We start from the raw sequence: 25,981 nt of genomic DNA on the forward strand, positions 1-25,981 counted from the left end.
GCCTCTGTAAATGCAGAGGCGGCGTTTTTTTTACTGACTTAAGGTACTCTTATAACTCGTCCTTCAAAATAGCCACGGCCTCTTGAATGTACAGGTCTTTCTTGGCGTTTCTGGTAAAGGCACTGAAACGGGCCGAGGCAGACGTATCTGCGGCTAGTTTAGCCACGTCAGCCTTTAAGGTGGCTACATCCAGCTGCGGAATGTTCTTACGCACATCTTCCAGTTTCTTGGCTTCCGCTTGGTTCTTCTTCTCTTCTGCCATGTACGTGGTCAGTTTTAAAGAACGCAGGGTAGCCTCAGATCTGTCCTTCAAACGCATGGCACCTTGGTTGATCAGGGAGAACGTAGAGCTGCTGTTGATTCTAGCTTTAGAGGCGGCTTTCAGCTTTTCTAATGGTAGAACCGGGCTCTGCCAGGTAGTGTACTTGGCAGCCGGAATCTCATCAAACGGCAAGGCGTGCTCCTGCTCTTTCTCGCCGTATTTCAAGTAAGAATACGTGTCTGGCAGTTGGATGTCTGGCGTAACGCCGCGCATCTGGGTAGTACCTCCGCTCACCCGGTAGTACTTCTGGGTGGTAAGTTTCACGTGGCCCAACGGCTTCACATTATTAAAGGTAGCCGGTAACACCTGGTCCAGGTTAAAAAACTGCTGTACCGTTCCTTTACCGTACGTAGCGCTGCCTACAATCACTCCACGCTTATAGTCCTGGATGGCGGCCGCCATGATCTCAGAGGCAGAAGCGCTGTTCTCGTTCACTAGCACCACCAACGGGCCGGTAAACTGCACCTGTGGGTCACGGTCTACCAATACGGCTGGGGCACCCGTGGCAGATTTAACCTGCACCACCGGACCCGACTTGATGAACAAGCCCACCATGTCTACCACGTCCTGTAAAGAACCTCCACCGTTGTTCCGCAAATCAAGGATGATGCCTTGGGCGTTTTCCTGTTTCAGCTTCTCAATTTCGGCGGCAACGTCATCGCCACTGTTACGGCCGCCTGTACCGTTAAAATCGGCGTAGAAGGCGGGCAATTGTATGTAGCCAATAGGCTTAGGGCCATTGATCAACAATGATTTGGCAAAGCCTTCTTCCCGTACCACCACGTCTCTAATGATGGAGATGTTTTTAAGGGAACCGTCTACTTTCTTCACGGTCAAGCGGACCTCGGTGCCTTTCTTACCGCGTATCAAAGAAACCGCCTTGTCAAGGCGCATGCCTTGCACGTCAACGGGCTCTTTGCTACCCTGGGCCACTTTCAAGATCATGTCGCCGGCTTTTAAATCGCCTTGCATGTAAGAAGGGCTGCCTGGCGTAATTTCAGAGACTTTGATGTAGCCGTCTTTTTCTGTTAGGACCGCGCCAATGCCCTCTAAGGTACCAGAGAACTCAATGTCAAAGTCTTCCTTTTCTTTAGGCGCAAAGTATTCTGTATGCGGGTCAAAGATGTTGGCAAACGCATTGAAATAAGTAGAGCGCCAGTCCTCATTCTCCAGCTTACTCATGCGCTTGAAGAGCTCCTCATAGCTTTCGCGTATTTTCTTGCGCGCATCAGCCTCAATCTCAGCCTGAGATTTTAAGGGTTCCTTGTTACCCACCGTGTCTGCCTTCTGCTGGCTGTCCATGGCATCAGCTACTCTAATGAGCGCCTGGTATTTCAGGTATTTGCGCCATTCTTCTTTAAGGGCGGCCTGTGAGGTGGCAAACTTGATCTTGTCAGGCTTTACCTCAATAGACTCTTCTTTGGTGAAGTCAAACGGTTTATCCAGAATCTCTTTGTAATAGCCTTCAGCCTCTTTTAAACGCTTGTTCAAAAGGGTCATGGACAGGTCAAAGAACTTAAAGGAACCGTTTTTGATCTCATCATCTAGCTGGGTCTGGTACTTGGCCAGTTGGTCCACGTCAGATTTGAGCAAGAACTTTTTATTATAGTCCAGACGCTCCAGGTACAGCGCGAAGGCTTTCTTAGAGAGATTGTCATCTAAATTCTCAGGGGAGTAATGGGCAGAGGAAAGTCCCTGCATCAATACCTTGGCCAGCACCTCGTTCTTCTGGGTGGCGGTAGGGCCGTCCTTCTCCAGAAGTTTATAAGAGGCAATCCCGAACACTACTGAGGCAGCAGTACCGTAGGCAACCAGTTTTGTTTTTAATGAGAGCATATTACAATGATAAAGTCAGTAAATATATGCAAAAGTAGTGCCTGTTTCTAGGGCCAGTGCTATTTCTCTTAAACGATAGTTTAAAGTGAAAAGGTGTACTGCCCAGGGCTTATTTAAACACTCCTTTCTTGAGGCTTGGTAAAGGTTTTTGCCACTGTTCTTAAGGTAAACAAAGGTTTTGCGCGTATTGTTCTATTCTTGATAAGTAGACACTCTGGCAGGTAACAGGTCATGCAACCAGGCCATCTGGAAAAAATTTATACATCTGGTTATGGAAATATAGGGATGGGCGCATCTACAAGATATACCAAACATCCAAAAGCCATGGAAACTAACCACAACCAGCCAGAATCTTTAAATGACATGGTCTTTGAAGGCCGCAACAAAGCCTACGGGGCCTACCAGCTGCGCAAGTCTTACAACAAGCATTTAACCCAGGCCAGCTTTTACTCATTGGGTTTGTTTGTGTTCTTGTTCACGTTCCCGGCATTAGTGAGCAAGGTAACCGGCGGGCCAGAGGGAGGTGTCACCATCCAACATCCGCCCAAGGATTCTGTGATAATGGTGGACGTCATTTTGCCAGACATGGAAGAGGTGAAACAGCCAGAAGAGCCTGCCACCCCTCAGGTTGCCGGCAGAACCGTGCGTGATGTAGCATACAGAGTAGTAGAGGCTACTCAGAAACCCATGGATGAAATTCCAACCCAAGACCAATTGAAGGGTGCTGTTGCCGGACTGGTTACTACTGACGGCCTTGGTGAGCCAGTAGACAATGCTTTGCCAAGTGACGGCGGTACAGTAGGAGGCACCGGGACAGCACCTGCGGCAACCGGAGCCACCGCCCCCAACTACTTTATCTCTGTAGAGAGAATGCCGGAGTTTGAAGGCGGGATGGACGCGCTCATGAAGTTTGTAGGCAAGAACCTGCGCTACCCACCAGCGGCCCAGAAAAGCGGGGTAGAGGGAACAGTGGTCTTAACCTTTGTAGTGAGCCCCAGCGGTGAAATAGGCAACATTGAGGTGTTAAAAGGCCTAGGCTACGGCACTGAGGAGGAAGTAGTGCGGGTCATCAAGAAAATGCCCCGCTGGAAACCCGGCATTCAAAACGGAAACGCCGTTCCTGTTAAGTTCACCTTGCCCATTAGACTGCAGATCAACTAAACTGGAATACTTATAAAACAGAAATCCCCGGCACCATACGCGGTACCGGGGATTTCTTATGCTATATGGTGAACTTCTACTATCTGTAGATGTGCTCACCACGGTTAGTGCGCCACTCGTTTTCAAAGTAGTCAGCGTCTTCTGGTGTGCGCGGAGTTACCCCCATCACAATGTTACCTTCTTTTACGCCAGACTCATATACCTTGGCGCGGTCTTCAGGAATACCAGAACCTACAAGGGCTCCAAGTAAACCACCTGTCAACCCACCTGCACCAGCGCCGGCAAGACCAGCGGCCAATGGACCGGCAATCACCAAACCTAAACCTGGCAAGGCTACTGAAGTACCAATGGCGGCAATAGCACCTACAATGGCACCCAAAGTACCACCAATGGCAGAACCAGCGCCAGCGCCTTCAAGGGCTTTGTCACCTAGGTCAGTGTCATTGTTATGGCTATCTGAGAAGTGACGCTTGCGGGCGTCATCGCTCATAATTACGTTTACATCATCTTTGGAGTAACCGCGGCTGTGTAATGCATTGTACGCACGCTCTGCACTCTCTCTATCTTTGAACATACCCGTCATCATACGGTTGCTGCTAGTGTTTCCAGTGTGATTTTCCATAGTTCGTTGTTTAATGTTTAGTAGGTGTAACATAATCTTAAAAAAATTAGCCGGCCGTTTGCCGGCCAATTGATTCATGTGACTTGATAAACGCAGGTCATCCGTATAAGTTACACTTGGTTGCAAAGTGACGTCTTGATATAATGAAAAAACGCCCGGGGTAGAGCCCCGGGCGTTTTGACAGAGTTTCCGGGAAAACACCCGAAAAACAGATAGAATAAAGGGTTATTAGTTGTATACTTTGACCATGTACACAAAGTCCTGCAGTTTCTTCAACTGCTGCGGTCTTGAGGTACCGGCCAAGCTGTTAGTCTTTGGCAGGTTCACCGGCTGCGGTAACCTGCTGGCTGGCAACTGTTCTAATAAGGTTAAAAGGTAGCCAGACTTCACCGCGAAGGCTGCTCCGTCCACGCCCAGCATTTTTCCTGAGATCACGCCAATCATGTTTCCTTTGTCATCCAACAAGGGCCCGCCGCTGTTACCAGGGTTCAAGGGAATAGAAATTTGATAAGACGAGGTATCTCCGTAAACCCCTGATTTAGAGCTTAAAGTTCCGTCGCCAAACACCAGGTCTTCTCTAGGGTAGCCCAGGGTGAAGACGCGCTCACCCAGATCACTCTCATTAGACTTGAAGGAGTAGGGCAGCTTGCCGAAGCCATGGAACGCGGTGTCTATTACTTGCAGCAAGGCCAGGTCACGTACCTGGTCTGAGTACACTTCTACCACTTTATACCGGTTGCCGGCTTTGTTTTCAATCATTAAGGAGTCTGCGCCTTCAATCACGTGGTAGCTGGTCACAAAGTAACCGTCTGCTGTCAGGGCAAAGCCAGAACCGGTGAACTGACCTGGATTGACCGAGGCTCTTGGCGTGGTGGTAGCGTCCTGCAACAAGGCATTTTGCTTGCGTTTTAAAGCGTCCACTTCGCGGCGCAATTCTACGTAGCGGGCCGTCTGCTGCTTGTTGGCCGAGCGCCAAAGCTCCATACCCATTAAGCTGCTGAACACCGTGACAATGGCTACCGTGGCTGCCACCATCATAGTGGCAGAATACTGTTTTAAGAAAAGCTTGATGGCCGGCGTTTTGCGTGCAGGCGGGGTGGTTGGTGCAGCAACCGTTCTGGTTTGAACCGGGTTTTCTGCCTTCCACTCCTGGTGCAGGCCGTTCAAGCGCTGGCGCAACACTTTCTGCTTGCCATGAGACTGCAGGGTAGCGGTTAATAGTTTAAAGTCCTGCACCCGCTGCGCGAAGGCCGGATCAGAGGCTATGCGCTCCTCCAGCTGGGCCCGCTCAGAAGAGGTGACCTGGTGCTGGTGGTAGCGTTCAATCAGTTCGTATAATTCCCGTTCACTCATATAGATGCTCACCCTTTGTATAGGTGCCTGTATTTCTGATGCACGTCAAGCGATTACATAGGCGCCTGGTAATCTGTGAAGAAGAGCTTCTTCAAACGCATGAGGCATTTGTACTTCTGGTTCTTGGCAGAGTCTGCGTTGGTATACCCAAACTTCTCTGTGATCTCTGGCATGCCCATGCCTTGAATGTAAAAATCTTCTAGCAAGGTTTTGCAGGGCTCTCCCAGTTGCGCCAGCGCCGTGGCCATGGCGGTAAACTTGAGTTCGTTCTCCTCAGCCTGTTCTGCCTCTTCTTCTACGTGGGCCAGCTCAGACTCTGTGTCTTCTAACAGGCCGTTGCTAAATCTGCTGCTTCTGGAGAGCCTTTTAAGCCAGAGACGCCTGCATATGGAATATAAGTACGTCTTTATCTGACAGTTAAGTTCCAGAGTGCCGCCTTTGATTTTCTCATAGAAGACAATGACCGCTTCTTGGTAAATATCCTTGGCGTCATCCTCAGACCCGTTGTTGTTGTATACAAAATGCAACACCATAGGGAAGTGCGTCTTGTACAACTGGGAAAGTGCCGATTCGTCCTCTCTTCTTATCCCTTCTATAATGTCGGCATCAGATACCAGAGCCTTACTACTCATGCTATGTCAATTAATACAGGTTCAGGGAATTAGTAACCCATCAGAAAAAAAATAAAAAATTTTTCAAAACGGTGGGTTACTTCCCGGGGGGTAGTGGTATGAAGGGTGAAAATTAAAGCTAAAACCCTTAAAACACATTAAAATGAAAAAGGTATTTTCTCTTGCCCTAGTTGCTGGTATGTTCGTATTCGCTTCTTGCGAAACTAAAACTGCTGAAACTACTGAGACTACAACTACTGAGACTACAACTGAAGCTACTGAAGCTCCTGCTGCTGACGCTACAGTAACTGACACTACAGTAACTACTACTACTACTGACACTACTGCTGCTACTACAGCTACAACTGCTCAGTAATTAACCGCGTGCCTCTGGTACGCAGTTTAAAAACGTCCCCTGTGCCTGGCATGGGGGACGTTTTTTTTGTGCCTTTCAGAAAGTTTAGGCAAAAGAAATCCCTCGTTTTTGGCCTGTTTTCTAGAAAACAGGCCAAAAACGAGGGATTAAAGAGTTAAGCGCTTTGCTTTTTACGGCGGGCTCTTTCTTTGCTTACCAGATTGAACTCACGGCTGCTCTGGCCGGCAATGGCGGTATTCTCATCTGCGCGGCGCAACAGATACGGCATCACAGATTCTACCGGACCGTAGGGTACGTACTTGGCCACGTTGTACCCGGCGTGGGCCAGGTTGTAAGACAAATTATCGCTCATACCCAACAACTGGGCAAAGTAGAAACGCTCATCATTGGGCTGAATGCCGTGCTGTGCCATTAATTGCATGAGCACGTAACAGCTGTCCTCATTGTGGGTGCCGGCGCAGATGGCAATTCTATCAGCGTGCTCCACGCAGAATTTAAGGGCCGCATTGTATAAATCATCTGTGGCCTGCTTGCTGGGATTGATGGGATTGCCGTAGCCTTGCTGCTGCGCGGTCTTGGCTTCTTTCTCCATGTAGGCGCCACGCACCAACTTCCCGCCCAGGTAATAACCGTCGCGCACCGCGTTCTCATAGTCGCGCTTGATCACGTCCAGGCGGTCATGGCGATAGAGTTGGTAGGTGTTGTAGACAATGGCGCGCTCTTTATTGTATAGGGCCATCATCTCATAGGTCAGTTGGTCAATGGTCTCCTGGAACCAGCTTTCCTCTGCGTCTATGAATATGCGTACGCCGCGGTCAAACGCGCGCTGGCAGATGGCCTTCACTCTGGCTCTGGCTTTGTCATAGGCGGTCTGCTCGGCCGGTGTCAAGGGTTGGCCTTTTTGTACCTTGGTCAGGATAGCGCTATCGGCTACGCCCGTCACCTTGAAGACTGAGAAGGGAATGTGTTTGGATTGGTGCGCCCGCTCAATGGTGGCAATGATCTCTTGCGCGGTATGGTCAAAGCTTTGCTCGCTGCCTTCGCCTTCAACAGAGTAGTCCAGGATGGTACCAATGTTTGACTTGCCCAGGCGCTCAATGGTAGGGGTGCATTCTTCAATGGTCTCGCCGCCGCAGAACTGCTCAAAGATGGTTTTCTTGATGAGGGTTTTCACGGGCAGGTTCCACTCCAGGGCCTTTCGCATCATGGTGCCTCCCATTTTTACCAGAGAGTTGTTGTTCATGGCCGCAAACAAGAGGTAGGTCTTGTAGAGTTTGGCGTCAGATTGGTCTGCAAACGCAATGGCGGTATTGTCAAATGAAACTTTAGGGTCAGGATTCATTTAATATATGCTAATTTAGACCCTACAAAGATAACCAAAAACCGGTCTCTGGAATGTAATGTTTTGCGTAAACAAAGCACCTCATTCTAGATTATGGTTAGGTAGACATGGAGAGTAGAAAAGAAGACAATTATTTCCATCAATTGGGTAAACTGCGCCGCAAGCCATTGGCCATTGCCGGGCCTTGTAGCGCAGAGAGCCGTGAACAGGTCATGGACACCGCGCGCCAGTTGAAGGAATTACAGGTAGATATTTTTAGAGCAGGCGTCTGGAAACCTCGTTCCAAGCCCGGTACCTTTGAGGGCGTGGGCTTGGAAGGCATGGCCTGGTTACAGGAGGTGCGCCATGAGTTTGGCCTGCCCGTGGCCACCGAGGTGGCCAAGCCCCAGCACATAGAATTCGCCCTCAAGCACAACATTGACGTGCTCTGGATTGGGGCGCGCACCACCGTGAACCCGTTTGCGGTGCAGGAGCTAGCCGAGGCCTTGCGTGGTACGCAGGTGCCGGTCATGGTCAAGAACCCCGTTAACCCAGACCTGGCCCTGTGGGCGGGTGCCATTGAACGTCTTTGGGCCGTTGGTGTCACAGACGTGGCTGCCATTCACCGTGGTTTCTCTAGTTATGAGCCCAGCCAGTACCGCAACATCCCTTTGTGGCAGATTCCGGTACAGTTAAAGGCCCAGTATCCTAACTTGCCCATGATCGTGGATCCCAGTCACATTGGCGGCAAGCCCGAGTTGATTTATCCGCTATCGCAGAAGGCGCTGGACCTGGACTTTGACGGCGTCATGATTGAGACGCACCCCAATCCCAAGGCCGCGCTGTCTGACGCCGAACAGCAGATTACCCCGGCGGTGCTGGGTGATATTCTGGCCAGACTTCAAGTGCGGAGCATGCCCGACCAAGCCTTTGTGTCCAGGGCCGAAGAACTCCGCAAGAAAATTGACCGCGCCGACCGTGAAATCCTGGAAGCCTTGGCCCGCCGCATGCGCGTAGTAGAGCAGATAGGGGAGGACAAGAAAGAAAACAACGTGGCCATTCTGCAACTAGAGCGCTGGAACGAGATCTTCCTGTCCCGCCCCGAATGGGCTACCCAGCTAAACCTGCATCCAGAATTCATTCAGGAACTCTACCAGCTCATCCACGTGGAATCCATCCGGATTCAGACGGAGGTGGTAAAGAAAGACGCTTAACCTTTAACAGTCGTTTTTGGCCTGTTTTCCAGAAAAGAGGCTAAAAACGGCATTGCTTATATTGCCGTGACCGAAGAAATCTTCATAGGGAAAGAAACTTTGCCCCAATGGCAAACGCTTTTGTCTAACAAAGCCTACAAGACCGTGGTGGTGCTGGTAGATGAAAACACGCTGGTGCATTGCTATCCTGCCCTAAAACCTTTTCTGCCAGAAGGCCACCATCTGGTACAGATTGCCTCTGGCGAAGAAAATAAAACCCTGGCCACCTGTGAACACGTCTGGCGGCAACTTACCAACCTGCAACTGGACCGCTGGTCCTTGCTAGTGAACCTGGGCGGTGGCGTCTTAACGGATCTGGGCGGTTTCTGCGCCAGTCTGTACAAGCGCGGCATTCGGTTTGTGAACGTGCCCACCACCTTGCTGGCCCAGGTTGATGCCAGCGTAGGAGGCAAGACGGGCATAGATTTCATGGGTTTCAAAAACCACTTGGGCGCGTTTAGAGAACCCTTGGCCGTGCTAGTGAACCCAGATTTCTTGAGGACCCTGGACTTGCGGCAAACCAAATCTGGCTACGCCGAGATGATCAAGCATTGGCTCATTGCGGATGCGGATATGTTTAAGGAGCAACGGTACATTGGCCTCTTCACCGAGGATTGGACGGCGCTGATTGAGCATTCCATCAAGATAAAGTCTAAGGTGGTGACGGCAGACCCACTGGAGAATGACGTGCGCAAAATCCTCAACTTTGGGCACACCATTGGACACGCGGTAGAGAGCTATTTCCTGGAGAGGCCTAACCAGTTGTTATTGCACGGTGAGGCCATTGCCGTGGGCATGCTCTGCGAAAGTTGGCTGTCTGTGCAGAAGGATTTGCTGTCAGAAGAAGAACTGGACCAGATTGAGACGTTTATCATGTCCATTTATGAGAAGGTTCGGTTGCAGGAAGCTGATTTGCAGGCGATTAGTCAGTTATGTTTGCAGGACAAAAAGAACAGCGGCGCTACCATTAACTGCACCTTGCTGGAGAAGATTGGCGGTGCCATTTATGACCAACCCATTACCCTGCAAGAGGTGCAAGCCGCCTTACGCTATTACCATTCCTTATGATTACTGCCAATGCCGTGCGCGTCTCGCATCCCACCAAGGTACTGACTGGACACGTTACTCTGCCCGCATCTAAAAGTGAAGCCAACCGTGCCTTGATCATCAGGGCGCTGTCTGGTCAGGACTTTCCCATTCATAACCTGTCAGACGCCAATGACACCCAGTTGCTAAACCAATTGCTTTCTACGCCTGCCGGGCCTGAGGTAAGCGCCGAGGACGCCGGTACGGTCATGCGGTTTTTGACGGCCTACTACGCCATCACCAACCAGCAACTTACGCTCACCGGTACGGCCCGCATGTGCCAACGCCCCATTGGCGTCTTGGTAGATGCCCTGCGTACGCTGGGAGCCAAAATTGACTACCTGGGCCAGGAAGGGTATCCACCGTTGCAATTGAAAGGCTTTGACTACGCGGGCTCCAATCAACTGACCGTTCGCGCCGATGTTAGTAGCCAATACATTTCTGCGTTGCTCATGATTGCGCCTTTGTTGCCGCAAGGCTTAGAACTGACTTTAGCAGGAAAAATCGGTTCTGAGCCCTACATCAGAATGACCTTGGCCCAGATGGCGCATTTTGGCGTGCAGTCTGTGTTTGAAGGAAATAAGATTACCGTGCCTGCGCTAAAGTATGAAGCCAAGGAATACACGGTAGAGTCAGACTGGTCAGGGGCCAGTTACTGGTACAGCATGGTGGCTCTGGCGCAAGAGGCAGATATCTTCTTGCCCGCTTTGCGTGCAGATTCTTTGCAGGGAGATAGCGTCCTGCCAGACTTAATGGCGCCGTTTGGGGTAAAGACCACCTTTAAAGACGGCGGCGTCCACCTCACCAAAATACCTGTTCAAGAAGCGTTAGACCGGATTGATTTCTCTGCCTGCCCAGATTTGGCCCAGACGGTGGCTGCGTTGGCCGCAGGCTTGCAGGTAGAAGTAGAGATGACCGGATTGGAAAGCCTAAGAATAAAGGAGACGGACCGCATTCTGGCCATTCAAACCGAACTCCCCAAACTAGGAGCCACTTTGCAAGAAACCGAGCTTGGCGTTTTTAGGGTATTTTCCGGAAATCAGGCTAAAAACGACGTGCGTATTCATACCTATGATGACCACCGCATGGCCATGGCCTTCGCACCTTTGGCGCTCAAGCAGGAAATAATAATTGAAGAGCCGTCTGTCGTTAAAAAGTCGTATCCACGGTATTGGGAAACTTTAAATGCTGCCGGTTTTCAGACCCTTCCAGTTCAGTGAGGCAATAATAAGTAGGTTTAATTTCTAGTATGCCTGCTTATAAGTCTAATCTATTGACCATCAATAAAAACCATGAAGAAAATGGATAGCATGGGAACTATATAGTTTGGTTCAATTTGTAACTTAAATAAGATGATAGTTGGAGTATGAGGGTTTTTGCAATCAGGTAAGTGAACTTTTCCAACACGGTAAGATGTTTACCGTATAAGCAACAAAACTAACCTGAGTATGAAAGCTATGAAAAGATATAATGTTTGGATCCTGAATGCGGCGTTTTTGTTTGGTGGTGTTTCATTGGTAGCCTGTTCACAAGAGCCAACGGCCGCTCAAAAGGAAGACACTAAAAAAGTAGCTCAATTCCTGCAGAAAGCTGTGGAGACAGATAACTTCGGGATTGTGACGGGTATCCTGGCCACAGATAAAAGTAAAGCTGAGGCAGTGGGTGACTATGGGATGACCATCTCAAACGTGCACTCAAAAACCAGCCCGGTGCTTGAGGATTTGGCCAAGAGAAAATACGTAGAGGTAAGCCAGACTTTGCCCGAGGAGAAAAAGACCTTGGTTGCCAACCTAGAGAAGTCAGATTCTTTATCGTTTGACAAAGAGTTCATTGACGTACAGATTGCTGCTCAGAAAGAAGCGGTAGCCTTGTATGAAGAAGCTGACAAAGAATTGAAAGACGCCGAGATTCAGTCTTTCATTGACCAAGTGTTACCAGTATTAAAGGAGCATTTGAAAGAAGCCCAAGACTTGAAAATGGCCATGGTAACTCCTAAATAAGGATTGACCTCATATAAATAAAAAAAGCCCTCCTGCCATCTGAGCAGGAGGGCTTTTTTATGCCTACTCTTCACCTTGACCGTATTGGCAGGCTAACTATTGGATATTTCTTTAATCACGTTTTGCAGGTATGGCACCGCATGTTGTAAACGGCTCCCGTACCAACTAAACATCTCCCCGTCCACAATCCATACCCTGGCGTCTGGGCAAATGTCCTTAAATTCTTGCACGTGCTTTTCTTGAAATGGGAAGGGCTCTGAGGAAAGCAGAATCACTTGTGGGTTGAGCTTCTTCAATAGCTCTGGCGTCACCTCAGGGTAACGGGGCAGGTGCTGCAAGGCATTCACAAAGCCACACCGAGTGAGCATGTCATCTATGAAGTTGTGGCCGCCCACGGCCATATAAGGGTTCTTCCAGATAAAATAAGCGGCTGTGACGGCTGGTTGAATAGGGTTAATTGCCTCAAATTGACTTTTAATAGAAGTGATGAGCTCTTGGGTCTTGTTCTCTACCTGACTGATTCTACCTACCTGCTCCATCATGATCAGGGCATCTTCTAGCGTATAGATATCGCTCATCCAGACTGGGTATTTCTGTTGGAGAGCGGTAATGCCTTCCAGGTAATTCTCCTCCTTGTTGCCAATGATCAGGTCTGGTTGGAGTTGGTCTATCACATCCAGTTTAAAATTCTTAGTGCCGCCAATCTTGGTTTTGCTTTTGACCAACTCTTTTGGGTGAATACAGAACTTGGTCACGCCCACCACCCGGTCACCCAATCCTAGGTCAAACAACAGTTCGGTCTGAGAGGGTACCAAAGAAATAATGCGTTGTGGTAATGAGGGTACGTTCACCTGACGCCCCATTTGGTCTGTAAACACCATTTTTTAATTAAGAATTAAGAATTAAGAATTAAGAATTAAGAATTAAGAATTAATCCGCCCTAGCCGTCATCTCTAAATCTTCAGATTCGTCCCAGTCTCCAGTCCCTACATTTGTCATCCTAGAAGTGGCACATCTCGGGCTTGACTGGGGGTTTTGTGGACAGACTATACAGATGATACTAAGAACACTGCTTCAAGTCTGTGACTTGGAGTTAATAATGGGGCAAGTTTTCAACTTGCGTTAACCAGCAGGTGGGCAACGCAAGTTGAAAACTTGCTCTATACCCACAAGATATAAGTTTGCGGGAGGGTTTGTTCGTTTTTGGCTTGTTTTACGGGAAACAGGCCAAAAACAGACTCTACTCAAAATCTCTATCAGCTATTGAGGCGTTTGCTAGCTTCCATTCGCGGCTTAATTGGGCATATATGTAAGAGTCGCACCATTCGCCTTTTATGAAGATGTTTTCCTTGAAATGGGCTTCGCGCCGCATGCCTAGTTTTTCCATGACGCGGTAGGAACCCGTATTGCGTGGGTCGCAGTCAGCCCAGATGCGGTGTAGGTGCAACTCCGTAAACCCGAAGTTAACCATGGCTTGGGCAGCTTCTGTAACGTACCCTTTGCCCCAGTAGTTAGGATGGAGGATGTACCAGAGTGCGGCTTCTTCGGCGTCATAGTCCACCTTCATGCCCACCCGCCCGACTAACATGTCTGTCTGTTTAATGACAATGGCCAGGTCAAAGATGGTGCGCGGATCTTCCTTGGCTTCCTCCAAGCACTGCTGTAGGTACCGCTTGCTTTCCTCGGCGTCTCTTACCTCACTGGTCTGGTACCGCATCACCTCCCGGCTAGACTCATACAGATTGGTGAAGTGCCAGTCGTCTTCCTTAAATTCTCTTAATAAAAGCCGCGGAGTCTGTAGTTGCATGGTAGTGACAAAGCAAGAAGTAAAAGTCTGTGGAGTAAAAATACGAAGACCTGTGAAGAGTAGTACTTCACAGGTCTAAGAGATACTCGTTGTTTTTGGGCTATATTCTGGAAAACAAGCCAAAAACGATTATTTTAAGTAGCGGAAATCATGGTCTGCCTCTAGCTGCAACAAGAACTCATAATACAGCTTGATGATGTTGTCCACGTCTTCTTTGTGCACGGTCTCTACGGTGGTGTGCATGTACTTGAGTGGCAGAGAAATCAAGGCGGAGGCTACCCCTTCGGAAGAATAGGCAAACGCGTCTGTGTCGGTGCCAGTGGCACGGGTAGCGGCCGCGCGCTGGAACGGAATCTCGTTTTTCTCAGCCACCTCAATAAGCATGTTGAGCACGTTGTTCTGCACAGCCGGGCCGTAGGTGAGTACCGGGCCTTTGCCGCAATGCAAATCACCGTGGGCTTTTTTCTCATAGCCCTGGCTCTGCGTGTCATGGGTCACGTCTGTGATGATGGCCAAGTCTGGTTTGATGCGGTGGGCAATCATCTCTGCGCCGCGCAAGCCAATCTCCTCTTGTACCGCGTTTACAATGTACAACCCAAACGGAAGCTTCTTGCCGTTTTCCTTCAATAGACGTGCTACCTCAGCAATCATGAAACCACCAATGCGGTTGTCCAGGGCGCGGCCTACGTAGTACTTGTCGTTCATCACCCACAGCTCATCATCAAACGTGATGACGCAGCCCACATGAATGCCTAAGTCCTCTACTTCTTGTTTGTTGGCGGCGCCGCAGTCCAGGAAAATAGTTTCCACGGTTGGTGCTTTGTCCTGCTCTGGCTTGCGCACGTGAATGGCCGGGTAGCCGAACACTGCTTTGACAGGGCCGTTTTTGGTATGGATGTTCACGCGCTTAGAAGGCGCAATCACCGCATCAGACCCGCCGTTGCGGCGCACATAAATGTAGCCTTCGGCGGTGATGTAGTTTACAAACCAGGAGATCTCATCAGCGTGCGCCTCTATGACCACTTTGTATTTGGCCTCTGGGTTGATGACGCCCACCACAGTGCCGTAGGTGTCTACAAAATAGTCATCTATGTATGGTTTAATATAGTCTAACCACAACTTCTGGCCCGGGGCCTCAAAGCCAGTAGGAGCGGCGTTGTTGAGGTAGGTATTTAAGAAATCAAAAGATTCTTGTCTCATGGTGTCTAAGTAGAAATCTAATAGAAATATAAAGGGCCGAGGACAGTTTCCTGCGCTCAGCCCTGAAGGTTATATGGTTTTTACAAAGGAATGTTGCCGTGTTTCTTCTTAGGCAACTGGTCCACTTTGTTTTCTAACATTTTAAACGCCTTAATCAGCTTGGATCTGGTCTCAGAAGGATAAATCACCTCATCCACAAACCCGCGGTGAGCGGCTCTGTACGGCGTCGCGAACTTAGACTGGTACTCGGCTACTTTCTCGGCTAGCTTGGCTTCTGGGTCCTCAGAGGCGGCAATCTCACGTTTGAAGATAATCTCTGCGGCCCCTTTGGCACCCATCACGGCAATCTCAGCGGTAGGCCAGGCGTAGTTCAGGTCAGCGCCAATGTGCTTGGAGTTCATCACGTCATAGGCGCCGCCGTAGGCTTTACGGGTAATCACGGTCACGCGCGGCACGGTGGCCTCGCAGAAGGCGTAGAGTAATTTGGCGCCGTTGGTGATGATGCCTCTCCACTCTTGGTCCGTGCCTGGCAAGAAACCCGGTACGTCTTCCAGTACCAGCAACGGAATGTTGAACGAGTCACAGAAACGCACGAAACGAGCGGCCTTGGTAGACGCGTTGATGTCCAATACGCCTGCCAATACGGCTGGCTGATTGCCCACAATCCCAATGCTACGTCCGGCTAGTCTAGCAAAGCCTACCACAATGTTCTCCCCGAAGTTCTTGTGCACTTCCAGGAATGTGCCAGCGTCAATGATGCCCTCAATCACCTCGCGCATATCATACGGTTGGTTAGGGTTTTCTGGGACAATGTTGTTTAAGACTTCGCGGGTTTCATCTGCTTTGGCTTCATAGGGCACGGCAGGAGGGAGCTCCTCACAGTTCTGTGGCATGTAGCTGAGCAATTGCTTAATGTTCTGGATGCAGACCACCTCATTGGCGCAAGAGAAATGCGTCACGCCGCTTTTGGTGCTGTGCGTGCTGGCACCGCCTAGTTCCTCAGAAGTAACCGTTTCATGCGTCACCGTTTTTACCACGTTGGGGCCAGTCACAAACATGTAGGAGGTATCCTCTACCATCAGGATAAAATCTGTGATGGCCGGGGAATAAACCGCTCCACCAGCACATGGTCCCATGATACCAGACAATTGCGGTACCACGCCAGAAGCCAAGGTGTTTTTGTAGAAGATATCAGCGTAGCCGCCCAGAGAAACCACGCCTTCTTGGATGCGGGCTCCGCCAGAGTCATTGAGGCCAATCACGGGCGCACCGTTCTTCATGGCCAGGTCCATGATTTTAACGATCTTCTCAGCGTGGGTTTCAGAAAGGGAACCGCCAAACACGGTGAAATCTTGAGAGAAGACATATACTAAGCGGCCGTTCACGGTACCATAGCCGGTCACTACGCCGTCACCTAAGTAGTATTCTTTGTCCAGCCCGAAGTCTTTGGAACGGTGCATGACAAACTTGCCAATCTCTTCAAAAGAGCCTTCGTCTAAGAGTAAGTCTATGCGTTCACGGGCGGTGAGTTTGCCTTTTTTATGTTGAGCATCAATGCGGGCCTGGCCTCCGCCTAAAAGGGCCTCTGCGTTTTTGCGGTCTAAAATCTCAAATTTACTGTTGGATATCGTCTGGTCTGACATTGAAGCAGTTTGATGTTGATACAAGAAACCAAATTTAGGAAAGTATAAGCCACCGCGAAATTTTCACCCCGCTTTTCTTAAGGTTACTGGTAGATTCCTGCCCTTTATTTAGCAGGAGCCTTGATTTGTTAAACATCCTTTGAGAGAAGACGCACGTTTTTGACCTGTTTTCCACAAAATAGCCTAAAAACAAAAAAGGCTGACAGTTTGTCTGTCAGCCTTTTTTAAATCTATAAATGATTAGTCTTTGGACTTCTCATCTGTGGGCGTTGTCTCTTCAGAAGGTGTTTCTGAAATCTCATCAGAAGTGTCTGGCACAGAAGATTTTTCGCCTTTGCGGTTGCTAAAGGTTAGTTCTTCCTCGCCTTCTTTGTAGTCAATGAGAATCACGTCTCCTTGAGCCAACTCCGCTTTCAGGATTTCCTCAGCAATTGGGTCTTCCATGTACTTGGTGATGGCACGGTTCAACGGTCTAGCCCCATACTTAGAGTCATACCCTTTCTCGGCTACAAAATCCTTGGCTTTGTCTGTGATCTCAATGGTGTAACCCAAGGTTTTCACGCGGCTTAGCAGCTTGGCCAACGAGATATCAATGATTTTATGGATATCTTCTTTAGCCAGAGAGTTGAACACGATCACGTCATCCAAACGGTTCAGGAACTCAGGCGAGAACGTTTTCTTCAAGGCGCTGGCAATAGTGCCCTTCATGATTTCATCCACGTTGTCTGTGCGGGTCTTGGTGGCAAAACCAACCCCAGCCCCGAAGTCCTGCAAGTCACGCGCTCCAATGTTAGAGGTCATGATGATGATGGTGTTTCTGAAGTCTACCTTGCGGCCCAAACCATCTGTCAACACGCCGTCATCCAGCACCTGCAACAACAGGTTATACACGTCTGGGTGCGCTTTCTCAATCTCATCCAGCAATACCACAGAGTAAGGCTTACGACGGATTTTCTCTGTCAGCTGGCCACCTTCTTCATAACCCACGTAGCCTGGAGGCGCTCCCACTAAACGAGATACAGAGAATTTCTCCATGTACTCACTCATGTCAATGCGCACCAGAGAGTCGTCTTTGTCAAACAGATAGGTAGCCAGTACTTTAGCCAACTCTGTCTTACCAACCCCGGTAGGGCCTAAGAAGACAAACGAACCGATTGGTTTTTTAGGATCTTTCAAGCCCACGCGCGTACGCTGGATGGCTTTCACCAACTGCTTGATCGCTTTCTCCTGGCCAATCACTTTGCCGCTCAGCTCTTCGCCCATGTTCAGGAGTTTCAAGCTTTCTTTCTGGGCAATACGCTTCACAGGGATGCCGGTCATCATGGCGATTACCTCGGCCACGTTTTCCTCCTTCACGGTGTAACGCTTCTTCTTGGTTTCTTCTTCCCAGTTCTTCTTGGCCGTTTCTAGCTGGTCAAGCAGTTTTTTCTCTTTGTCCCGCAGTTGAGCCGCCTCTTCATACTTCTGGCTTTTCACCACGCGGTTCTTTTCTTCCTTGATGTTCTCAATAGACTCCTCAAGTTTAAGAATATCTTCTGGGACAATTATGTTGTTGATGTGCACGCGGGCACCAGCCTCATCTAAAATGTCAATGGCCTTGTCTGGCAAGAAACGGTCAGACATGTAGCGGTCACTTAACTTGACGCAGGCTTCAATGGCCTTGTCTGTGTAGTTAACGTGGTGGTGGTTCTGGTACTTGTCTTTGATGTTGTGCAGGATCTCAATCGTCTCCTCTGGCGTGGTAGGGTCTACCATTACCACCTGGAATCTACGAGCCAATGCACCATCTTTCTCAATATACTGACGGTACTCATCTAGGGTAGTGGCACCAATACATTGAATCTCGCCGCGCGCCAAGGCTGGCTTGAACATGTTGGAGGCGTCTAGAGAACCAGAGGCGCCGCCGGCACCCACAATGGTGTGCAACTCATCAATGAACAGAATCACGTCCGGAGACTTCTCCAACTCGTTCATCACGGCCTTCATGCGCTCCTCAAACTGACCGCGGTACTTGGTACCTGCCACCAAAGAGGCAAGGTCCAGCGTTACCACGCGCTTCCCGAACAACACTCTTGATACTTTCTTTTGGATGATGCGCAGGGCTAGGCCTTCGGCGATGGCCGTTTTACCAACACCTGGCTCACCAATCAAAATTGGGTTGTTCTTTTTACGACGGCTCAAGACCTGCGCTACGCGCTCAATCTCTTTCTCGCGGCCCACAATCGGGTCCAGCTTGTCTTCTTCGGCTAGCTTGGTCAAGTCACGCCCGAAGTTGTCCAGCACCGGAGTACGGGATTTCTCGGCGCCTTTCTTGGCCGCGCTGCCGGCTGCTCCCTTAGAAGAAGAGCCGAAGAGCTTGTCGTTGTCGTCGTTGTCGTCTGTATCTGAGGATGCGAGTGGGTTGTTAGCATGATAGTCTAACGAATCCCGGATGGCTTCATAGTTCACGTTGAATTTGGCTAGAGTTTGTGATGAGATATTATCCTCATCCCGCAAAATAGACAAGAGCAAATGCTCAGTGCCAATGATGTCTGACTTGAAGATTTTGGCCTCCAGGTAGGTGATCTTGAGCACTTTTTCTGTCTGCTTTGTGAGCGGAATACTTCCAGTAATGTTCGTGTTAGGACTAGCAGTGTTTTTGGTGGCTTGCTCTAATGAATATTTGAGCTCCTCCATGGGCACCCCTAGTTTTTTAAGCAAAGCAATGGCGGTGCCTTCTCCTTCGCGGATCATACCCAGAAGCAAATGCTCTGTGCCAATGTAGTCATGGCCTAAGCGGATTGCTTCCTCGCGACTGAGAGAGATCACCTCTTTCACTCTATTAGAGAATTTGGCTTCCATGTAAGTTCTTGTCTAGTAAATTGTTGTAGTGCGTTAGCGGCACTTGTTGGTGGCAATGGCCACGCTAGAGTTTTAACAAGTAGCGGAGGGCAAATGTTCACAGAAAACTAAGTGTTCTGCAAGTAAAGAGATGCCTCTGGCCCAAGGTTGAACAACAAGTCCAGTATACTCAAATTAGGTGCAAATTGTTTGCCAAATACCTGCGCATACTCATTTATGTCCAAATTGTCAGGCTCCCGCTTGGGGTGGAGCGCATTGCGCAGGTCCAGCACCGGGGCAGGGTAGGCGGGCTCATATGTTTCTGTGAGTCTGATGGGTGTTTTCAGTTTCAGGAACTTGAGGTACAGCATTAACAACTCCTGGTTGAGCTGAAACAGATGCGTTGGTTTCCTCTCATATACCGCCTGAATATAGTCTGCATAAAACTCAAAGAAGGGCGCGTTGCCGTACGCTGACTTGATGGTGCGCCAGTGCACGTCTACCCAGCGTTGCTCATACTCTATCTCAACGTCCAGCGCCTTTATTTTCTTGTTCCCGTTTTTGACAGGCACGGTGAGAGGCAACGGTCCCTGAGCCGTTAAGATGTGGCAACGGTTGCGGTAACTCTGTTTCTGGTAATGCTCCTGGCTTTCCAGCAGTAGCTCCTCTGCCTGGACGGCTTTCTGGAACCAGGCTATGCTGGGATGGTAGTGTAGTTCTGTCAGTAATTGCATGCGGTACGCAAAATGGAATGGCTGCAAGTAAAGGAAATAATTGAATGTATTGAGTTGTGTATGGTAGGAAAGCGTTTTTTGGCTGTTTTCTGGGAAATAGACCAAAAGCAGATGCTTACTTTAAAATAGGTTCTTACTGTGGGAGGTTGTGCGCCTGCGTTGGTTATCCCTGAGAAGGTTCTTTCTTCCGGTGCCCTTATGCTACCTTGTTTCATTGTTTCCGCCAAGCGCTCACGGCCGCGAGGCCCCGTCTTCCCGCCTCGCGCTGTACCAGCTTGCCTCCTTTGCATGGCTTCTTCCCTGAGTAATTGACGGCTCTTGCTGTGATATGACCGCAGGCCGGTTCAGAGGCGGCAACCTGCTTAGGCGACTCGACGGAAAGACTGGATTCGGGTGCCTATAGCTAAGGCCTTTGCTAGTAGTGATTCCCCTTTTGAGGGTTGCCCAAACGAGCCTTTACACCAATACGGCTACTACTCGCAGACTCCCACCTTGAGGGGGGCGAAGGGGGGTGTTTACACGTGCAGATCAACCCATAAAAAGAAAGCAACGCGTGAGAGACAAGGCAGTGCAGTGCCATTGTCTCTACAACCAACAGCGCCAACTACCTCATACTAACCTTCTCCCTCGGGGCAAATGGGACGGAGCCGTTCCGTTTTTGGGCTGTTTCCCAGAAAACTGCCCAAAAACGACATTTGAATAGCAATCAACAATCAACAACCAACAATCAAAAAGACTCAAGACTCAGAACTCGCGACTCAAGACTTTAATAGTAGTATCCTTTTAGTAACGGCTGTTTATGACCATGACAGAACTTAAGCCCCGTACTTTTGCCTTATAACCTGTCACTCGTACAAGAAGGGGTGACCAGAAAGATTAGATGTTATGGCGAATAAAAAACTAAGTGATATACCGGTTTCTGTCCTAGACTTGGTACCCGTGCGCGAAGGCCAGACCCCGGCAGACTCTTTTAAAAATACCGTAGAACTGGCCCAGCACGTGGAGAAATGGGGCTACCAGCGCTACTGGATGGCCGAGCACCACAACTTTGTAGGCATTGCTAGTTCTGCCACGGCGGTCCTGATTGGACATGTGGCGGGGGCTACTTCCAACATACGCGTAGGCTCCGGCGGTGTCATGCTGCCCAACCATGCGCCTCTGGTGGTGGCTGAGCAGTTTGGGACCCTAGAGAGTCTGTACCCTGGCAGAATTGACTTAGGCCTGGGCCGTGCGCCCGGTACGGATCAAAGCACTTCTATGGCTTTGCGCAGAGATCTGCGTGGTACGGTAGATGAGTTCCCGAACAACGTGGTAGAATTGCGCGATTACCTGGGAGACGTGGACCCCAATGCAAAAGTACGTGCCGTGCCCGGCGAAGGCACCCACGTTCCTATCTATATTTTAGGTTCCAGTACCTTCGGGGCGCAACTGGCGGGTATTCTGGGCATGCCCTATGCGTTTGCCAGCCACTTTGCGCCTTCTCATTTAAAGGCCGCCCTGCACATGTACCGCGAAAGCTTTCAGCCCATTGGCAAATTGAAAGAACCCTACGCCATTGCCTGCGTGAACGTCATTGCTGCCGATACGGATGAGGAGGCGTTGTTCCAGTCTACCACCTTGTATCAATCGTTTCTGAACGTAGTGCGGGGAACCGGTAAGCGCATGCTGCCGCCCGTCAAGAGCATGGACGGACTATGGGACGCCTCTGAACGCTATGCCGTGCAGCAGATGCTGCGATATTCTTTTGTAGGCAGCCCTGCTACCGTGCAGCAAGAATTGCAGACGTTCTTAGATGAAACCCAGGTAGACGAGATTATGGTGGCTTCTAACATCTTTGAGCCCAAAGACCGTTTGCGCTCTTATGAGATTCTGTCTGATTTCTTCAAGAAGGAATAAGGGATTTTAGGAAAGTATAAGAAAGGCAACCAGTTTAAAAGATTGGTTGCCTTTCTTTTTTTATGGATTGCTCCTTATCAGTAAAACCAGGCCAAAGGCTCTCAAGGCAAGTAAGCAGGCAAGAACCACTGGTTCCGCTTGTTGATGCGGCGGCTAATCTTTACTTTCGAAGATATTTGAAACCACCGGCTAGGGGCGTGCAATCGTTTTTGGCCTATTTTCCCGAAAACTTATCAAAACTGAACCTCCTTATACCCAAACAAGGCCCACGCTTAAGGCCAGTCAATTGCCGCTCTGGTGGTTCTTGAAAGGGATTTCCATGTTGCCTTTTTCAGTGCTATATGCGCTGTCCACGTTTCTGTATGTGATGTTGTACCAGTTGATTGGCTACCGCAAGAAAGTAGTGCGCCAGAACATTGAGCGGTCTTTCCCGGCCAGGACCCGGCAGGAACACCGCCAGATTGAAAAGCAGTTCTATAAAAACCTCTGTGACGTGATTGTGGAGACTTTAAAGATGGTGTCTATCTCGCCAGAGGAATTGCAAAAGCGGGTACATTTCAAGGGCCATGAACGCGCCGACGCCTATCTAGCCCAAGGGCAGCAGGTTATTGGTATGGGCGCCCACCTGGCCAATTGGGAAATCATGTCGGCGGCGGGCAATTTGAAGTTTGCCTATCCCATTGACGGGGTGTACAAACCCTTGAGCAGTTCGTTTTTTGAGGCGTTCATGGTATTTCTGCGCAGCCGGTTTGGCATCAAGCTGGTGCCTATGAAAGACACGCTGCGGCACATGATTCGGCACAAAAACCAGCCCAGGTTGTTTACCATGCTGGCAGACCAGGTGCCGCCGTACGGGCACATTCAGTTCTGGACCACGTTCCTGCACCAAGACACGGCCTTTTACGTGAGCGGAGACCGCCTGCGCGAATCCTTTGGCTATCCGGTGTTTTTTGTGGCCATGAAACACCTGCGCCGGGGGTATTTTGAGATTGAGTTTGTTGAGTTGTTTGGACCTGGGCAAGACAAAGAAGTTGACCAGAAAAACCCTGTCACGCACGCCTTTGCCAGACAACTAGAACAATGGATTGAGGCCAACCCCGCAGACTACCTCTGGTCCCATAAACGCTGGAAACACAAGAAGCCCGCAGACCAAGTCAATCCCGCCTCCTGAGCCGCGAACGATAAAGAGAAAAATATTCGATAATTTTTTAATAAAAAGCTGGACGCTTTTCTGTTTTCTACGTTAAGGGTGCGTTGAGAGGAGGCACTTGGAGCCTAGGCTAACCCTATGACCCGCTCTCTCACTTCCCCGCTGCAGTAACAATGAAAAAATTAGATTTGATCATGGTCGTTGAGGACGACCCCACCGCTACCTTCCTTGCCCACCGCATCCTAAAGAAAAGTGATTTAGCAGAAAAGCTCTGCACCGCACGTAACGGGCGGCAGGCCCTTACGTTTGTGCAAAGCTACTTTGGTGACCCAGACTATTCCAGTGACCTTCCTTCGGTTTTGTTGGTAGACATCAGCATGCCCGTGATGGGAGGCTTTGAGTTTTTAAAGGAGCTAGACCTGCTGGACATTACCAAAAAGCCATTGGTGGTCATGCTGTCTTCTTCCAGAAAAAAGGACGATGTAGAGAAAGCTTTCCAGCTAAAGGCAGACGGCTATTTTACCAAACCCTTCAGGATGGAGGACCTAAACGAATTCCTGGCCACCGTCCATAGTGACCCCGTAAAAAATCAGTTTTAGCCTGTTTTCCAGAAAACAAGTCAAAAACGAGCAGAGCCCGAAGACAAGTCTTCGGGCTCTGCTCGTTTTGTATATCTGAATCAAGACTCGCGACTAAGAACTCAGGACTGAGAATTTCTACAGAAATTCTTGAATGTCTCCGGCTCCTTCGCGCAACACCTCAAATTCATCATTCTCGCAGTTGACCACGGTAGAGGCTATGTTGTTGCCGTACCCGCCGTCAATGACCAGGTCCACCAGGTTGCGGTACTTCTCATAGATCAACTCAGGGTCAGTGGTGTATTCCACTACTTCGTCCTCGTCATGAATAGACGTGCTGATGATGGGGTTGCCCAATTGTTCTACCAAGGTCTGGCAGATGGCGTTGTCTGGCACGCGTATGCCCACGGTCTTGCGCCGGGTGCCGCCAATCTTGGGTACTTTGCTGCTGGCCTCCAAGACAAACGTGAACGGGCCGGGCAGTGCTTTCTTCATCACCTTATAGGTCTGGGTAGAGATGCGGGCGTATTCAGAGATATTGGTCAGGTCACTGCAAATGAAAGACAGTTGCGCTTTGGCGGGGTTGAGGCCGCGCAGTTGGCAGAGGCGCTCTACGGCGCGCACGTTGTGCAGGTCACAGCCTAGGCCATAAATAGTGTCTGTGGGGTAAATCACCAGTCCGCCTTTTTTAAGGACCTCCACCACCTGGGCCATGGCCTTGGGTTGCGGGTTGTCGGGGTGGATTTTCAGGAAGGTAGCCTGTGCCATGTTGGTTAATGTGCTAATGGTTGAATGTGCTAAGGTGCTAATTTGAAAATTGGCTCACAACTAAACTGTCTTTGGTTGTCAGTAATCTAATTGGGTTAAGCCTTAAGATAGAAGCAGCACCTTTATCAGGTTTGTGCATACGCTTAATGTAAGACTTGCGTTTTTAGGCTGTTTTCTCCAAAACAAGGCAAAAACGCAAATGCACTTTCTAGAGGTAAGCATCCATAAATTCTGGATGCCTTTCTTGATACAATTAGCACCTCAGCACATTTACTCATTAGCACATTAAATTCGTACCTTTGCAGTCTATGTCAGAATTAAATACGCCCGCTACGCCCGGACCAAGAAGGTCACGTACGCCCAAGAAAACCAGTAAATGGACATATGCGCTGGTCTTGATCATGTTCCTGTTTGTGTGCTTCTCTTACTATGCGTACCAGATTGTGTACACGCCCAACGTAGAGAACAAGGGAGAGCCCGTGTATGTGCTCATCCCCAAAGGCGCCACTTATGAGCAGGTCATGGACTCTATTGACTCCAAAAAAGTAATTGTAGACAAGTTGTCTCTGCGCTTTATGGCCAAACTCATGGATTATCCAGAGCTTGTAAAACCCGGCCGCTATGAACTCAAAAACGGCTTAACCAACTACCACTTAATTGCCAAGCTAAGATCTGGTGATCAAGATCCGGTTAAGCTCACGTATACCAACGTGCGCCTCAAGAAAGACCTGGCCCAGAAACTGAGCGGCTTCATCAATGCCTCGCCCGCCGAGATTGACTCTTTGTTGAACAGCCCGTCGTTTACCAGAAAGCTGGGCTTTGACACTACCACCATCCTCACCATGTTCATCCCCAACACCTATGAGATGTACTGGACCACGCCGGCAGATGAGATGATGGAGCGCATGAAAAAGGAGTACGACAACTTCTGGACCAAAGCCCGCGAAGCCAAAGCCAAAGACGTTGGCCTTTCTAAAACCGAGGTTTCCATTCTGGCTTCTATTGTCCAAGCTGAGCAAAGCATCCATGCAGATGAGCGCCCTAAAATTGCGGGTGTGTATTTGAACCGTCTGGAGCGGAACATGGCCTTGCAGGCAGACCCTACAGTGGTGTACGCCAACGGCGATTTTGGCATCAGACGTGTCTTGAACGTGCATTTGAAGAAGGACTCGCCGTACAACACGTATATGTACAAAGGCCTGCCTCCGGGACCCATCAACCTGCCAGCCATCTCTTCTTTAGAGGCGGTGTTAAACCCGGAAGAAACGGAATACCTGTACTTCTGCGCCAAGGAGGATTTCTCTGGGTACCATGCTTTTGCCACTACCATGGAAGAGCATTTGCGCAACGCCCGCCGCTACCAGGCCGCCTTGACGCAGCGCAAGATCATGAAATAAACCAGCATCCGTTTTTGGCCTGATTTTATGAAAATAGGCCAAAAACG

General features: G+C 49.7%; 22 protein-coding genes. 10 read left to right on the top strand and 12 right to left on the bottom strand.

The window, feature by feature from the left end; all coding sequences use genetic code 11:
- Window positions 1-49 precede the first annotated feature (49 nt).
- Window positions 50-2,158: a carboxy terminal-processing peptidase gene (locus ABD880_RS18220; RefSeq protein WP_345169403.1), complete on the bottom strand. Its 2,109-nt coding sequence runs from the start codon at window positions 2,156-2,158 to the stop codon at window positions 50-52.
- Window positions 2,159-2,482: 324 nt separating this feature from the next.
- Here ABD880_RS18220 and ABD880_RS18225 point away from each other — a divergent pair, with 324 nt between their 5' ends.
- Window positions 2,483-3,319 carry an energy transducer TonB gene (locus ABD880_RS18225; protein WP_345169406.1) on the top strand — a complete coding sequence of 279 codons (837 nt, stop codon included), beginning with the start codon at window positions 2,483-2,485 and terminating at the stop codon, window positions 3,317-3,319.
- Between the two features lie 79 nt (window positions 3,320-3,398).
- Here ABD880_RS18225 and ABD880_RS18230 read toward each other — a convergent pair whose 3' ends face one another.
- From ABD880_RS18230 to ABD880_RS18240, 3 genes are all read right to left on the bottom strand, one after another.
- The gene (locus ABD880_RS18230; protein ID WP_345169408.1) at window positions 3,399-3,941 is read right to left on the bottom strand and encodes a hypothetical protein; all 543 of its coding nucleotides are present in this window, start codon (window positions 3,939-3,941) and stop codon (window positions 3,399-3,401) included.
- Window positions 3,942-4,169: 228 nt separating this feature from the next.
- Window positions 4,170-5,294, bottom strand: a complete 1,125-nt coding sequence (locus tag ABD880_RS18235) for a trypsin-like peptidase domain-containing protein (protein ID WP_345169411.1) — start codon at window positions 5,292-5,294, stop codon at window positions 4,170-4,172.
- Between the two features lie 53 nt (window positions 5,295-5,347).
- Window positions 5,348-5,926 carry an RNA polymerase sigma factor gene (locus ABD880_RS18240; RefSeq protein ID WP_345169414.1) on the bottom strand — a complete coding sequence of 193 codons (579 nt, stop codon included), beginning with the start codon at window positions 5,924-5,926 and terminating at the stop codon, window positions 5,348-5,350.
- A gap of 142 nt (window positions 5,927-6,068) precedes the next feature.
- Between ABD880_RS18240 and ABD880_RS18245 the strand changes: the two genes are divergently transcribed.
- Complete coding sequence (locus ABD880_RS18245) at window positions 6,069-6,281, top strand: hypothetical protein (protein WP_345169417.1); 213 nt, start codon at window positions 6,069-6,071, stop codon at window positions 6,279-6,281.
- Between the two features lie 154 nt (window positions 6,282-6,435).
- Here ABD880_RS18245 and ABD880_RS18250 read toward each other — a convergent pair whose 3' ends face one another.
- A complete protein-coding gene (locus tag ABD880_RS18250; RefSeq protein WP_345169419.1) occupies window positions 6,436-7,623 on the bottom strand; it encodes a proline dehydrogenase family protein in 1,188 nt (395 codons plus the stop codon).
- A 107-nt stretch (window positions 7,624-7,730) separates the two neighbouring features.
- On the opposite strand from ABD880_RS18250, the gene ABD880_RS18255 reads away from it, so the two are divergent.
- The 4 genes from ABD880_RS18255 (at window position 7,731) to ABD880_RS18270 (ending at window position 11,941) form a co-directional block, all read left to right on the top strand.
- Entirely contained in the window at window positions 7,731-8,816 is a 1,086-nt protein-coding gene (locus tag ABD880_RS18255; RefSeq protein ID WP_345169421.1) for a chorismate mutase, read from the top strand.
- A gap of 66 nt (window positions 8,817-8,882) precedes the next feature.
- Window positions 8,883-9,923 (top strand): 3-dehydroquinate synthase, encoded by a 1,041-nt coding sequence (gene aroB / locus ABD880_RS18260; RefSeq protein WP_345169424.1) that lies wholly within the window; start codon window positions 8,883-8,885, stop codon window positions 9,921-9,923.
- Window positions 9,920-11,161: a 3-phosphoshikimate 1-carboxyvinyltransferase gene (locus ABD880_RS18265; protein ID WP_345169427.1), complete on the top strand. Its 1,242-nt coding sequence runs from the start codon at window positions 9,920-9,922 to the stop codon at window positions 11,159-11,161. Before aroB ends, ABD880_RS18265 begins: the two co-directional genes overlap by 4 nt.
- A 237-nt stretch (window positions 11,162-11,398) precedes the next feature.
- A complete protein-coding gene (locus ABD880_RS18270; RefSeq protein WP_345169430.1) occupies window positions 11,399-11,941 on the top strand; it encodes a DUF4142 domain-containing protein in 543 nt (180 codons plus the stop codon).
- A gap of 92 nt (window positions 11,942-12,033) precedes the next feature.
- Here the strand turns inward: ABD880_RS18270 and ABD880_RS18275 are convergent, their stop codons facing one another.
- The 6 genes from ABD880_RS18275 to ABD880_RS18300 all read right to left on the bottom strand — a co-directional run bounded on the left by ABD880_RS18275 (window position 12,034) and on the right by ABD880_RS18300 (window position 20,145).
- Window positions 12,034-12,822 (bottom strand): ABC transporter substrate-binding protein, encoded by a 789-nt coding sequence (locus tag ABD880_RS18275; RefSeq protein WP_345169432.1) that lies wholly within the window; start codon window positions 12,820-12,822, stop codon window positions 12,034-12,036.
- A gap of 359 nt (window positions 12,823-13,181) precedes the next feature.
- On the bottom strand, window positions 13,182-13,748 hold the full coding sequence (locus ABD880_RS18280) for a GNAT family N-acetyltransferase (RefSeq protein ID WP_345169434.1): 567 nt from the start codon (window positions 13,746-13,748) through the stop codon (window positions 13,182-13,184).
- Window positions 13,749-13,877: 129 nt separating this feature from the next.
- Window positions 13,878-14,948 carry a M42 family metallopeptidase gene (locus ABD880_RS18285; protein ID WP_345169437.1) on the bottom strand — a complete coding sequence of 357 codons (1,071 nt, stop codon included), beginning with the start codon at window positions 14,946-14,948 and terminating at the stop codon, window positions 13,878-13,880.
- A gap of 80 nt (window positions 14,949-15,028) precedes the next feature.
- The gene (locus ABD880_RS18290) at window positions 15,029-16,591 is read right to left on the bottom strand and encodes an acyl-CoA carboxylase subunit beta (RefSeq protein WP_345169439.1); all 1,563 of its coding nucleotides are present in this window, start codon (window positions 16,589-16,591) and stop codon (window positions 15,029-15,031) included.
- Window positions 16,592-16,831: 240 nt separating this feature from the next.
- Window positions 16,832-19,432, bottom strand: a complete 2,601-nt coding sequence (locus ABD880_RS18295) for an ATP-dependent Clp protease ATP-binding subunit (protein ID WP_345169442.1) — start codon at window positions 19,430-19,432, stop codon at window positions 16,832-16,834.
- A gap of 107 nt (window positions 19,433-19,539) precedes the next feature.
- Window positions 19,540-20,145, bottom strand: a complete 606-nt coding sequence (locus tag ABD880_RS18300; protein WP_345169445.1) for a WbqC family protein — start codon at window positions 20,143-20,145, stop codon at window positions 19,540-19,542.
- Window positions 20,146-21,030: 885 nt separating this feature from the next.
- On the opposite strand from ABD880_RS18300, the gene ABD880_RS18305 reads away from it, so the two are divergent.
- The 3 genes from ABD880_RS18305 (at window position 21,031) to ABD880_RS18315 (ending at window position 23,790) form a co-directional block, all read left to right on the top strand.
- Window positions 21,031-22,041, top strand: coding sequence for an LLM class flavin-dependent oxidoreductase (locus ABD880_RS18305; RefSeq protein ID WP_345169447.1), 1,011 nt, complete (start codon window positions 21,031-21,033; stop codon window positions 22,039-22,041).
- 304 nt (window positions 22,042-22,345) lie between these two features.
- The gene (locus ABD880_RS18310) at window positions 22,346-23,212 is read left to right on the top strand and encodes a lysophospholipid acyltransferase family protein (RefSeq protein WP_345169732.1); all 867 of its coding nucleotides are present in this window, start codon (window positions 22,346-22,348) and stop codon (window positions 23,210-23,212) included.
- A 152-nt stretch (window positions 23,213-23,364) separates the two neighbouring features.
- Entirely contained in the window at window positions 23,365-23,790 is a 426-nt protein-coding gene (locus ABD880_RS18315) for a response regulator (protein ID WP_345169449.1), read from the top strand.
- Window positions 23,791-23,907: 117 nt separating this feature from the next.
- Here ABD880_RS18315 and ABD880_RS18320 read toward each other — a convergent pair whose 3' ends face one another.
- Window positions 23,908-24,537, bottom strand: coding sequence for an L-threonylcarbamoyladenylate synthase (locus ABD880_RS18320; RefSeq protein ID WP_345169452.1), 630 nt, complete (start codon window positions 24,535-24,537; stop codon window positions 23,908-23,910).
- A gap of 308 nt (window positions 24,538-24,845) precedes the next feature.
- On the opposite strand from ABD880_RS18320, the gene mltG reads away from it, so the two are divergent.
- Window positions 24,846-25,934 carry an endolytic transglycosylase MltG gene (mltG, locus tag ABD880_RS18325; RefSeq protein WP_345169455.1) on the top strand — a complete coding sequence of 363 codons (1,089 nt, stop codon included), beginning with the start codon at window positions 24,846-24,848 and terminating at the stop codon, window positions 25,932-25,934.
- Window positions 25,935-25,981: the final 47 nt, after the last annotated feature.

Origin of the sequence: Nibribacter koreensis, assembly GCF_039541795.1 — a bacterium.
In the GTDB taxonomy this organism is placed as follows: Bacteria; Bacteroidota; Bacteroidia; order Cytophagales; family Hymenobacteraceae; genus Nibribacter; species Nibribacter koreensis.